This window comes from Shewanella sp. TB7-MNA-CIBAN-0143 (assembly GCF_040310065.1).
GTDB lineage: Bacteria > Pseudomonadota > Gammaproteobacteria > Enterobacterales > Shewanellaceae > Shewanella.
On the sequence record NZ_JBEOPL010000014.1, the window covers coordinates 45,910 to 58,190 of the forward strand.

Genomic DNA, 12,281 nt, shown 5'->3' on the forward strand with positions numbered 1-12,281 from the left:
GTGGTTTGAACGAGATGATTTATGCTATAAAAAAAGAGCCAATCGATTTGATTGGCTCTTTTTTAAGTGTAAATGAGAGGTTTTACTCACTAATTCACTAATTCACTAATTCACTAGGATTTATCATGACCCATTTCAGCAGGTAAATCATCACGTAATTTTTGCCACATTTTGCCACTTTCGATACCATTGATACGCATTAATGCTGGTACGTCAGAGTAATTTTTATCTTTAGCTAACTTTTCAAGTTTGACATAAAAACGCATGGTTAATTCACGAGCTTCTTGGCTCGAAAAATAATATCGACCAACACGATTATAAAGACCTTTGAAACCATTTAAAATCAATACATACAATGGATTACCTGATGCAAAAGCTAATGTATGATGCAATTGGTAATCAAATGTAGCATACGCTTCTGCATCATTTTCTAATCTATGAATACCCGCTAATACATCAACTACTTTTTCAGGATTGTGGCGAATGGAGGCCCGAAAATAAATGTTGCTTACGTTACCACGAGCAGCCATTAATTGGTCGACAAGTAGTGGAAAACCATCCGGATTTAAATCAGCAATGGTTTCTAAAATATTTAACCCAGACGTTTCCCAAAAATTATTCACCTGGGTAGGTTTACCATGTTGAATTTTCAACCAACCATCTCGAGCAAGACGTTGTAACACTTCTCTTAACGTTGTTCGAGTAACACCGATAAGTTCAGAGAGCTCACGTTCAGCAGGTAAAATTGATCCCGGTGGAAATTTGTTTTCCCAAATGGAACGAACAATATATTTCTCGGCAAAACTCGCTGGCCCTTTGGCATTGATGATCATCAGCCTTCATATCCTATTGCTAAACAATGGCGAAACTATTGTGACTGATCATACCAGAGCGGTAGAAAATAAAAACCATTGTTTAATCACTACGCTCATTACGATTGATTTTCAAACAACTAAACTGAGCAAAAATCAATAATTGAATATTCATCACATTAAACCACTATAATCATCGACATATCATCAATTTATCTGATAGAACTCTTTAAGTTTAGTATATAATGATGTAGCTAGTTTGTTAACGCCACGTGTTAATTCTAACGACAATAACAGCGTTACAATTCGATTTTTTTTAAGCTACACTAGCGATGAAAATAAGAGCCATACGTAGTTAGTGAGTAAACTATTTTGCTAACACATTGTTTGCTATAACAAGATATCTTTATTCAACAGAGAGTAATTGGCCAAAATACTCAGTTCAATCGAATTGAATTTTAAACTCAATTAACGAAAAATTGATGCTTATCAAGTTTTCTAATCTGAGTTGCCTCTATTCTCCCAAATCTATTTGAAAATAATGATGTATTGTAAGCTATCAAAAAATGGTAACAATACTGCCACAATAACAATATCGGAGAGGCTGATATGCCTGTAACCAAAAGTCAGGCGCTATTTGTAAACTTTTTAGGCAATTCACCTAAATGGTACAAATACGCAATTTTGGCATTTTTAGTAATAAATCCCCTGCTGTTTTTTTATGTCAGTCCATTTATCGCTGGATGGGTGCTAGTCGTTGAATTTATTTTCACTCTAGCAATGGCACTTAAATGTTATCCACTTCAGCCAGGCGGTTTGCTCGCAATTCAAGCCGTATTTATTGGCATGACATCTCCCTCGCAAGTTCTACATGAAATTGAAGCAAACTTAGAAGTATTGTTACTTTTAGTTTTCATGGTCGCTGGTATTTACTTTATGAAGCAGTTATTACTGTTTGTATTTACCAAGATGATTACCAAAGTACGTTCGAAAATCATCGTTTCATTGATGTTTTGTACTGCGTCGGCATTTTTATCTGCGTTCTTAGATGCGTTAACGGTCATCGCGGTTATTATTGCTGTTGCCGTTGGTTTTTACTCTATCTACCACAAAGTGGCTTCAGGAAAGAGTTTTAATGATGGTCACGACCATACATCTGAAACAACTGAACAGTTAAACAATGAAGAATTAGAATCGTTCCGAGCATTCTTACGTAATTTATTAATGCATTCAGGCATTGGTACCGCTCTTGGTGGTGTTTGCACCATGGTTGGCGAACCACAAAACTTAATCATTGCGGCCCAAGCCCATTGGCAGTTTGGTGAGTTTTTCTTACGGATGTCGCCAGTGACAATGCCAGTATTGGTTGCAGGTATATTCACTTGTTTTCTTGTCGAAAAATTCAAAGTCTTTGGTTATGGTGCACAATTACCTGATGCAGTACATAAGATTTTAACTGATTACGCCACTCATGAAGACTCGCACAGAACCAATCAAGATAAAATGAAATTGGTTATCCAAGCCCTTATTGGTATTTGGTTAATTGCTGGTTTAGCACTTCACCTAGCTTCTGTTGGCCTCATTGGTTTATCAGTCATCATCTTAGCCACTGCGTTTAATGGTATAACCGACGAACATTCTTTGGGTAAAGCATTTGAAGAAGCTTTACCTTTCACTGCACTATTGGCGGTATTTTTTGCCATCGTTGGTGTGATTATTGACCAGGAACTGTTTGCTCCAGTGATCCAATGGGCATTAGGTTATGAAGGCAATATGCAGTTAGTGATTTTTTACATCGCTAACGGCTTGTTATCTATGGTCAGTGATAACGTGTTTGTGGGAACTGTTTACATTAATGAAGTGAAAGCAGCATTGATGAGTGGCCAAATCACTCGAGATCAATTTGATTTACTTGCTGTGGCAATTAATACCGGTACTAACCTACCTTCTGTGGCTACGCCGAATGGACAAGCAGCGTTCTTATTCTTGTTAACCTCGGCCATAGCACCGCTTATTCGTTTATCGTACGGCCGTATGGTATGGATGGCGTTGCCTTATACGATTGTATTATCAATTGTGGGCGTGATGGCCATTGAGTCAGGTTTCTTAGTCGACATGACTGATTTACTTTATGAAACTCAATTAATTATCCACCACTCAGCCAAAGACATCAGTGGCGCGGCAATGGGTCATTAATTAAATCAGCTTATTGGACTTAGTAGATAAATTATCTTAAAGTCTCTATTGTTTGTGTAAACACCCTCATTTGAGGGTGTTTTTTTATCTGTTAACACATTTATTAGGAACTGAAATTGTCGCAACTACAGCAGTTTTGCCATAACCGTTTGTCTTGGGGTTTATTATTATTGTCCGCCATTGGATTGGAATTGGCAGCCCTTTTCTTTCAATATGGAATGGATCTAGCGCCGTGTGTCATGTGCATTTATATTCGGGTTGCTGTACTCGGTATTATTCTGGCAGCGCTGATAGGGATACTACAACCGAAAGTGTGGTTGTTACGATTTGTGGGTATGGCTGGATGGTCTGTATCGGCGGTTTGGGGCTTCAAATTAGCTTATGATCTAAACCAGATGCAAGTTAATCCTTCACCGTTTGCGACTTGTTCTTTTTACCCCGAATTCCCCAGTTTTATGCCATTAGACACCTGGTTACCTTCAGTATTCTCGCCAACAGGCATGTGTAGTGACTCACCATGGTCGTGGCTGTCTGTCAGCATGGCACAATGGATGATGCTTGGTTTTGCTGTTTATGGTGTTATTTGGTTGTTGATGTTGTTACCTGCACTTAAATCTGCAAAATAAATCAGCAAAAGTTCGAAATCAAATATAAAAAAGACCTCATTGAGGTCTTTTTTATATTTGAAGAATTGATTATTCAACGTCTAGCATCGGCCACAGTACAATACAGTCTTCCAAATACTTCACTTTCATTTCGTTTACGGTTTTACCTTGTACCGAAATGCCCGATGCATGCATAGCCTGTTTATTTCCAGTCAATAACGGATGCCAGCTAGGTAAGCCTTTACCAACATGCAAACGTCGGTAAGCACAGCTATCGGGTAACCAAGTCAGCTCAGCAATATTCTCAGGCGTAATGGCAGTACATTCAGGCACATAAGTAAAACGATCAGGATATCTACGGCAACCACAAGTATCGTTGTCCAATAGATGGCAGGCGGCATTGGTATAATAAAGTTCATCAGTTTCATCATCGATGATTTTATTTAGACAGCACTTACCGCAGCCGTCACAAAGAGACTCCCATTGTTCGGGGGTCATGTTTTCTAAAGGTGTGGTTATCCAAAACTGAGTCATCATTTTATGTCTAAAGTAGTTTATTGTCTAAATTTTCACGCATTTTACACCTAAAACGGTACAATTTACTGTTTAATTTTCTCAGAAAGGTAGGTTATTGCCAGCGTATCGTACAAAGAATTATTAAATTGATGTAATAATCGAAAATTATTATAAGTTAAATAAAAGCGGCCTTTGGGTCCATCCGGCGCAATTAATGATACTTCCATGTCATTACGTTGGGGTAAATCTGCACCATCAAAACGCCTGACACCATAGGCTTGCCAATCTGGAAATGTGTGATGTGATTGTAAACCAAGTAAGTTTGGATCTAACATCATTGTCGTTTTTACCTGTCTTCCCCACGTAGAATCATATTGCCAATCTTGTTGATGTAACATATTAGCCGTAGATGCAAAGGCATCATCCATACTGTCCCAGACATTAATGATGCCGTCTTTATCGGCATCTATACCGTATTGGAGTATCTGGCTAGGCATCATTTGCATCTGCCCCATCGCCCCTGATGAAGAACTTTGCAATAAATCTTCGGTAATATTTTTTTGTTCGATTAGCTTGAGCGCTGCAATAAATTCATTAATGTAAAAAGCTTCTTTATCGCCTTTATAAGCCAGTGAGGCTAAAACAGATAACCCAGAAAAACGTCCTGTTCGCTCTCCAAAACGAGAGTTCATCCCCCATAATGCCATCAGGAATCGGGACTGAACTTGATAAGTTCGGCTAATATTTTCTATTTGTGATTCATGTTGCTGAAATATTGCTCTGGCTGTACTCACGGTAATTTCAGGTACAGCTTGGGGAATAAAGTGTTCTAATGTTTGTGATTCATCTGAATGGGTATTGAGGCTGGCTTTTTTGAAGATTTTAATATTAGCAATATAGCGTTCTGCTGTCAGTTGATTAACGCCAGTGGCTATTGCCCTTTGTTGTAGTTCCAACAAATAGTCGGAAAATTCGCCACGGCGGTCTTCTGCCATGGCAATATTAGAACAAATGAAGTAACAAAATGCACATAAAATGATTTTTTGAATCATATTCGTCTTGATTACTCCTTTAAGAATGAGCTTATTTCTTAAAAGCTAATTCTTGTTTATGTTGTTCGAGTAAATTAATTTGCGGTGGTGGTATTTGCAAGTAATAGCCTTTTTCTACTAATGCTGACTTAACTTTGTCAATATCAGCGATACCTAAATGATCTCGTTTAGATAAAGGTACAATCATCACTAATGTCTTTGAACCAAACATTTCCATTAACGGTTCAGGAACGTCATCAAATACATCACGTTTTTTGACAAAAAGGTAAGTATCTGCTCTTCGACCGCTTTTATATACTGCACATATCATTTTAGTGTAAATTTCCAAAGGTTCAAACTTGATAGTCAACTAAGCACACTATAACATGGTGGCACAAGAAAATAATTGTAAATCAGTTTATCGCTGAAGTATTGGAGAATCACGCCGGGATGGCTAAACAAAATCTCGAATTAAAGGCCACGTCTTTTACCTTATCAGTACTGCATATCAATCATAACGATCTCGATATCATTGCGGCTGAATTAGACAACAAATTGGCTCAAGCTCCCCAGTTTTTTTTGGGCGCCCCCTTGGTATTAAATTTATCAGCCATTCAGCATACTCACATTGATTTTAATGCACTAAAACAATTATTAATTGACCGAAATCTTATTATTGTAGGCATTACCGATGCCAGCCCAGAACAAATTGAACAAGCAAAAAGCATGGCAATTGCAGTGGTTAAATCGGGTAAACAAGCCCGCAAAGCTGAGTTGCCTGTACGAGCAACTAAAATTGTTAAACAAAATGTGCGTTCTGGACAACAAATATACGCACAAAATGCTGATTTAATCATTTTTGGTGCGGTTGGTAATGGCGCTGAAGTCATTGCTGATGGTAGCATCCATATATATGGTGCTCTTCGTGGGAAAGCCATGGCGGGTGCTGCGGGAGATAATCAAAGTGTGATTATCGCTAACTCGTTAGAAGCAGAATTAGTATCGATTGCTGGACAGTATTGGTTGACAGAACATTTGCAACAATACGATCTAAGTCAAAGAGGCTGTGTTCGCCTTGAAGGCGCATCTCTTACTGTTGAATCATTGCCCCAATAATCGGCAAATACAAGGATATAAATATAAATGGCGCAAATTATTGTTGTCACATCAGGTAAAGGCGGTGTGGGTAAAACAACATCCAGTGCAGCAATTGCCACCGGATTGGCCTTAAAAGGAAAGAAAACTGTCGTTATCGATTTTGATATTGGGTTACGTAATCTTGATTTGATTATGGGTTGTGAACGCAGAGTCGTATATGATTTTGTTAACGTCATTAATGGTGAAGCTAATTTGAACCAAGCGTTAATTAAAGATAAACGCTGCGACAAACTGTTTATCTTACCCGCGTCTCAAACACGCGATAAAGATGCGCTCACTAAAGAAGGCGTTGGCCGGGTACTTGAGAATTTAGCCAAAGATTTCGATTATATTGTTTGTGATTCACCAGCGGGTATTGAACAAGGTGCCATGATGGCGCTTTACTTTGCCGACATCGCGATTGTTACCACTAACCCTGAAGTGAGTTCTGTACGTGACTCAGATCGTATATTAGGCATGCTGCAGAGCCGTTCACGTCGTGCGGAATTGTCTTTAGAGCCCATAAAAGAATATTTATTGTTAACTCGTTACTCCCCTGCGCGGGTCAAAACGGGTGAAATGCTCAGTGTTGAGGATGTGAAGGAAATATTAGCCATTGAATTACTCGGTGTGATCCCTGAGTCTCAATCGGTACTGAAGGCGTCAAACTCTGGTGTACCGGTCATTATTGATCAAGAAAGTGATGCAGGTTTAGCTTATGGCGATACGGTTGCACGCTTATTAGGTGATGATGTACCTGTTCGATTTATTACAGAAGAAAAAAAGGGATTCCTTAAAAGGATATTTGGGAGCTAACTATGTCGATACTTGATTATTTTAGAAGCAGTAAAAAGCCCAATACCGCATCATTGGCAAAAGAACGATTACAAATTATTGTGGCTCATCAACGTGGTGAACGTGGTGCACCTGATTATTTCCCAAAGATGAAACAAGAAATCATCGAAGTGATCCGTAAATATGTGCAAATATCAGATGACCAAGTCTCTGTGCAACTTGACCAAAACGATGACAATTTATCGGTGTTAGAGTTAAACGTTACCTTACCTGATTCAAAGTAATCAGCCAAGGTCACCCTACTCTGCTTAACACAAAAAAGGATACTGGCATTATGCGAGTATCCTTTTTTGGTATGTTGATAAATTGCATTAACTAAAGCTGAATTAACTAAAGCGCACTGGCTCTAGTAAATCACCTACCAACTGCCCACGCCAACCGACCAAGAGTATCGGTGTTGGTGTTTGTTTGTTGTGATACAACCATAATAGAAATTCATGAATATGGCGCTTAGAACCAACAAATTCTAATGCTACATTTTCACGCTCACATAATTCAGTTAAGACTGTTTTAACTTCTTTAAAAGCTGATTTATAACCTGACTTAAGCGCAACAACATCAACTTCTTCAGGTAGATTAATTAAATCTGCCGTCGCCATAACTGTTAATAAATCTTTGCCGTGAATGCGTTTCTCTTGATCTGTTAAGTCATTTAAACTATTCAATTCCGCCAGTGTGATCGGTTGTTTTTTGGCTAATGCAATTAATGCATGGTCTTTTACCACAAAACCCAGCGCTAGATTGCGGCTTACCGCTTTGGCTAGACGCCATTTCGCCAATACTTTTAAATAGGCTAGCTGCTGACTCGATAATTGAAATGCATTTTTGACTTTAAGGTAAACGCTGTCGCCTTCTGGCAATGACATGCGCCCTTCAGTCATACGCTGACCTTCTTCAAACAACCATTCAAGACGATTGTCCGCAGCAAGCTTCTGTTGCAGCTGAGGGTATAATTGATATAAATAAAACACATCATTAGCCGCATACTGTAATTGCGCATCAGACAGTGGACGATTCATCCAATCCGTACGTGATTCGCCTTTATCTATTTCGACTTGCAAGCATGCGTCAACGAGCTTGGCATAACCTAATCCGTGGCCTAAACCAGCAAAGCTTGCCGCTATTTGGCTATCAAATAAAGGGCTTGGTTGGCATTCACCATAATGAGCAAACACCTCGAGATCTTCACTGCATGAATGCACTAATTTGACAATATTTTGGTCAGTTAATAACTGCCAAAATGGGCTTAAATCGGTAATCGCAACCGGATCAATTAAGGCTAAAGTTTTGCCATCATAGGCTTGAATAAGGCCTAATTTAGCATAATAGGTTCGAGTGCGGACAAACTCAGTATCTAGCACCAGCAAGGTGCTTTGTTGGTATTGTTCAACTAATGACAACAGGCTGGCATCATCACTGATATATTCAAACGTTAACAAAATAGGCTCCGCTAAAAAAAGGTGTGAGCAATACGATAAGCTGATAACAACCAAACATAAAAAAGCCGGCTTAGTTGCCGGCTTTGATTTTACGCTTTGTTAACTTCATCTCGAAGTTGTCGGCGTAAAATTTTACCCACATTGGTTTTCGGTAATTCGTCTCTAAATTCTACCAGCTTAGGAACTTTATATCCCGTTAAATGATGACGGCAGTGCTTAATCAGTTCTTCTTCGGTTAATGATTTGTCTTTTGCTACCACAAAAATCTTCACTAACTCGCCACTGGCATCATTGGGAACGCCAACAGCAGCGACTTCGATAACTTTAGGGTGTAGGGCAACAACCTCTTCCACTTCATTCGGAAATACGTTAAAACCTGACACTAAAATCATGTCTTTTTTACGATCGACAATGAAAAAGAAACCTTTTTCATCCATATAACCAATATCACCAGTGGCTAACCAACCGTTTTTATCAATCACACTGGCCGTTTCTTCCGGACGCTGCCAATAGCCTTGCATCACTTGCGGGCCTTGAGCATACAACTCACCAGTTTCACCCTGGGCTAATACTTTACCATCATCATCACGTATCTGAATGAAGGTTGAAGGCGCAGGAAAACCAATAGAGCCATTGTACCCACTGAGATTATAGGGGCAGCATGTGACCAATGGTGATGCTTCAGTTAAACCATAGCCTTCTAGTAAACGTGTCTTAGTAAGGTTTTGCCATTTATCAGCAACGGCGCGCTGCACCGCCATCCCGCCGCCAATAGACAATTTTAAACCAGAAAAATCAAGTTGAGTAAATTCTTCATTATTAACCAAAGCATTGAATAAGGTATTAACACCCGTTAATACCGTAAACGGGTACTTTCTAAGTTCACCCACAAATGCTGGGATATCTCGAGGGTTAGTGATCAGAAGATTTTTACTGCCTTTGTGTAAAAACAATAAACAGTTAACTGTCAGTGCGAAAATATGGTAAAGAGGCAATGCTGTCACCACAAACTCAGCACCATCATCAAGCGTTGGAGAATAAGCGCCACTAGCTTGTAAAACGTTACTTACTACGTTTTTATGGCTTAACATGGCACCTTTAGATACCCCTGTAGTTCCACCGGTATACTGTAAAAAGGCCAAATCCTCGCCGCTAATATCGGCTTTAATGTACTGCAGGCGTCGGCCTTTAGAGAGCGCATCGCGAAATGATAATGCATGCGGTAAATGATATTTTGGTACTAATCTTTTAATGTATTTAACAACAAAATTCACTAAGGTGCGTTTGGGTGCGCTGAGCTGATCACCAAGGTTAGTGATAATGACCGACTCTATTGGTGTTTGATCAACAATTTCTTCTAGAGTGTTAGCAAAGTTAGACACCACAATGATGGCTCTTGCACCCGAATCGACTAATTGATGTTTTAATTCCCGTGGCGTATACAGTGGGTTAACATTAACCACCACCATACCCGCACGTAAAATACCAAACAGAGCAATAGGATATTGCAGCAAATTGGGCATCATAATGGCAACACGGTCGCCTTTATTTAAGTGCAGTTCGTTTTGTAAATATGCAGCAAATGCTCGACTTCGCTCTTCGAGTTTACGGTACGTCATCGTCGCACCCATGTTAATAAATGCAGGTTGGTCAGCATATTTTGCTACTGCATCTTCGAACATGTGTACTAAAGAACTGAATTGAGATGGGTCGATTTCGGCCGGAACATGTTCAGGTAAATTATTAATCCAAGGCTGGTCCACAGGTGTCTCCTAATAATGCCCACTGTGCTAAGACGTGCATTCCCCGTCAGTGGTAAAATATTTTATTGTCTGCGTATCATTAATATTGTTTTCGCAGGCTTTATTATGTTGCTTGTCATGAACTAAATCATACAAGTGTTTTAATTTTCGATCATAATCACATAAATAAACTAAAAATAACAGCGTTTTCACCTATGGCTAGCGGCTATTTAGAATAAATGCTCCAATCGATTTAGCAACCAGGTCAGCATTCCCCATGTGAAGATGATGGTCTCCGGCTAAATGAACGATATCAATATTGGAAAACCATTTATTGGCTTGCTCTGTTGATACTGTTAATTGTTTATAGCCATCATGGCCAACAATGAGTAACGAAGGCGTGTCACTTATTGTCATCAAAGCGTCAACCTGTTCAAAGGTAAAACGGTTAAGTGAATCTAATTTTAACCGAGGATCACTACGCCAAGAATAATGGCCATCAGTGGTAGCCATATTACGTTTGGTGATCATTTCGCACCATGGTAATGCTAATCCAGTGAGTTGATGGCGAGCCTGAATCGCAGTATCCATTGAAGAATACGTTGGAGTGACTCTGGCGAGTTGACGATTAAAGCGTTGTTGTTGCTGTAAGCCTTTTCGTAAGCGATCTTTAGCCTGTGTGGCAGATTCAGATAACGGTGCTAGGGCTTCTATTAATATGAGTTTATGGATGTTGTCAGCAAGACATGCATTGTAAGCTGACGCCACAATGCCGCCGAGCGAATGGCCCAATAAGATAATGGGACCCGTTTCTTGTGACAGGGTATGGATCACGGCTTGCAGATCGTAAATATAATCAACCCAATGCAACGGATAACGCCCTGGGCGATGATCTGATAATCCATGCCCTGGCCAATCGATGCACATCAGTTGAAATTTATCGAATAACCCTTGCTGGGCAAAGGCCTGCGCTAAGGGGATAAAACTGTCGACATTATCAAGCCAACCATGCAAAGCCAAAATCACTGGCTTGTCGGCTTGACCATAACGTTTAGCTGCAAGAGTAATATGAGCCAACGGCAATTGAATTTCTTCTACATCAATGTTCAACATTGTTGGCTCACTTTGCAAAAATTATTTAGCGGCTATTTTGGTAAATTTGATTGTCATACGATCACTTTCACCAATATCAAGATACTTCTGTTTATCTTGATCACCCATAGCTAAACGCGGTGGTAATGTCCACACACCTTTTTGATAATCTTTAGTGTCTTTAGGATTGGCATTCACTTCAGAGCTGCCGGTTAATTCAAAACCGTATTTATTGGCCAACTCAACCATTTGATTTTGATCCATATAGCCACTTTCTGCAGCCATACCGATATTGGCACGATGTTCAACAATGCCTAATGAGCCTCCAACTTTTAACACGTCATGAGCGGCTTTAAACACACCTTCCAACTCTCCTTTCATTGCCCAATTGTGCAAGTTACGGAATGTTAATACGTGGTCTGCAGAATTATCTTTACCCAATGAAAACTTAGCCGGTGGATCAAGCGTTACAAACTGTACATTGCCTACGCTGGCTTTGTTATCGCTAACCCATTTTTCAAACTTCAAACCCGCTGATTTGTAATAAGCACTTTGATTCGTGTCTGTTGCAGGATTAGTTTCAAAATTAGCAGCTACATATTGGCCTTTTTCAGCTAGGTATGGCGCTAAAATTTCAGCATACCAACCACCACCTGGCCATAGTTCAATCACAGTTTGTTCAGGCTTAATATCAAAAAACGCTAATGTTTCAGCAGGATGACGATATTGGTCACGTAGTTTATTATCTGCAGTACGAAACTCGCTGGCCACTGCTTTAGCAAGGGCAGAACTAACCTGCGGTGCCGTCACTTTTTTATCGGGCATACTATCGGCTGCGTATATTGCGGTCGACATA

General features: G+C 39.7%; 13 protein-coding genes. 5 read left to right on the forward strand and 8 right to left on the reverse strand.

Translation table 11 applies throughout. The features are described from left to right. Positions 1 to 113: 113 nt before the first annotated feature. On the reverse strand, positions 114 to 833 hold the full coding sequence (fadR, locus tag AAEY97_RS12645; protein ID WP_350999167.1) for a fatty acid metabolism transcriptional regulator FadR: 720 nt from the start codon (positions 831 to 833) through the stop codon (positions 114 to 116). A 588-nt stretch (positions 834 to 1,421) separates the two neighbouring features. Here fadR and nhaB point away from each other — a divergent pair. Together nhaB and dsbB are read left to right on the forward strand one after the other, a co-directional pair. Further along, positions 1,422 to 3,008 (forward strand): sodium/proton antiporter NhaB, encoded by a 1,587-nt coding sequence (gene nhaB / locus AAEY97_RS12650; protein ID WP_101087585.1) that lies wholly within the window; start codon positions 1,422 to 1,424, stop codon positions 3,006 to 3,008. 116 nt (positions 3,009 to 3,124) lie between these two features. Continuing rightward, positions 3,125 to 3,634: a disulfide bond formation protein DsbB gene (dsbB, locus tag AAEY97_RS12655; RefSeq protein ID WP_162022934.1), complete on the forward strand. Its 510-nt coding sequence runs from the start codon at positions 3,125 to 3,127 to the stop codon at positions 3,632 to 3,634. 69 nt (positions 3,635 to 3,703) lie between these two features. Here the strand turns inward: dsbB and AAEY97_RS12660 are convergent, their stop codons facing one another. From AAEY97_RS12660 to AAEY97_RS12670, 3 genes are all read right to left on the reverse strand, one after another. Then, positions 3,704 to 4,150 carry a YcgN family cysteine cluster protein gene (locus AAEY97_RS12660; RefSeq protein WP_101087583.1) on the reverse strand — a complete coding sequence of 149 codons (447 nt, stop codon included), beginning with the start codon at positions 4,148 to 4,150 and terminating at the stop codon, positions 3,704 to 3,706. A 62-nt stretch (positions 4,151 to 4,212) separates the two neighbouring features. After that, positions 4,213 to 5,181 carry a lytic murein transglycosylase gene (locus tag AAEY97_RS12665; protein WP_101087582.1) on the reverse strand — a complete coding sequence of 323 codons (969 nt, stop codon included), beginning with the start codon at positions 5,179 to 5,181 and terminating at the stop codon, positions 4,213 to 4,215. A gap of 31 nt (positions 5,182 to 5,212) precedes the next feature. Further along, positions 5,213 to 5,491, reverse strand: a complete 279-nt coding sequence (locus tag AAEY97_RS12670) for a YcgL domain-containing protein (RefSeq protein WP_101087581.1) — start codon at positions 5,489 to 5,491, stop codon at positions 5,213 to 5,215. A 119-nt stretch (positions 5,492 to 5,610) separates the two neighbouring features. Between AAEY97_RS12670 and minC the strand changes: the two genes are divergently transcribed. The 3 genes from minC to minE are packed head-to-tail and all read left to right on the forward strand — an operon-like array spanning position 5,611 to position 7,376. After that, complete coding sequence (gene minC, locus AAEY97_RS12675; protein ID WP_101087580.1) at positions 5,611 to 6,276, forward strand: septum site-determining protein MinC; 666 nt, start codon at positions 5,611 to 5,613, stop codon at positions 6,274 to 6,276. 27 nt (positions 6,277 to 6,303) lie between these two features. Then, positions 6,304 to 7,113, forward strand: coding sequence for a septum site-determining protein MinD (gene minD, locus AAEY97_RS12680; protein WP_011637202.1), 810 nt, complete (start codon positions 6,304 to 6,306; stop codon positions 7,111 to 7,113). A 2-nt stretch (positions 7,114 to 7,115) separates the two neighbouring features. Continuing rightward, on the forward strand, positions 7,116 to 7,376 hold the full coding sequence (minE, locus tag AAEY97_RS12685; protein WP_011637201.1) for a cell division topological specificity factor MinE: 261 nt from the start codon (positions 7,116 to 7,118) through the stop codon (positions 7,374 to 7,376). A 102-nt stretch (positions 7,377 to 7,478) separates the two neighbouring features. Here the strand turns inward: minE and rnd are convergent, their stop codons facing one another. The 4 genes from rnd to AAEY97_RS12705 form a co-directional block, all read right to left on the reverse strand. Further along, a complete protein-coding gene (gene rnd, locus AAEY97_RS12690; RefSeq protein ID WP_182743673.1) occupies positions 7,479 to 8,591 on the reverse strand; it encodes a ribonuclease D in 1,113 nt (370 codons plus the stop codon). Between the two features lie 89 nt (positions 8,592 to 8,680). Beyond that, positions 8,681 to 10,354, reverse strand: a complete 1,674-nt coding sequence (gene fadD / locus AAEY97_RS12695; RefSeq protein ID WP_182743674.1) for a long-chain-fatty-acid--CoA ligase FadD — start codon at positions 10,352 to 10,354, stop codon at positions 8,681 to 8,683. 198 nt (positions 10,355 to 10,552) lie between these two features. Continuing rightward, the gene (locus AAEY97_RS12700) at positions 10,553 to 11,446 is read right to left on the reverse strand and encodes an alpha/beta fold hydrolase (protein WP_335692175.1); all 894 of its coding nucleotides are present in this window, start codon (positions 11,444 to 11,446) and stop codon (positions 10,553 to 10,555) included. 21 nt (positions 11,447 to 11,467) lie between these two features. Beyond that, the gene (locus AAEY97_RS12705) at positions 11,468 to 12,250 is read right to left on the reverse strand and encodes a class I SAM-dependent methyltransferase (protein WP_243756366.1); all 783 of its coding nucleotides are present in this window, start codon (positions 12,248 to 12,250) and stop codon (positions 11,468 to 11,470) included. Positions 12,251 to 12,281 lie beyond the last annotated feature (31 nt).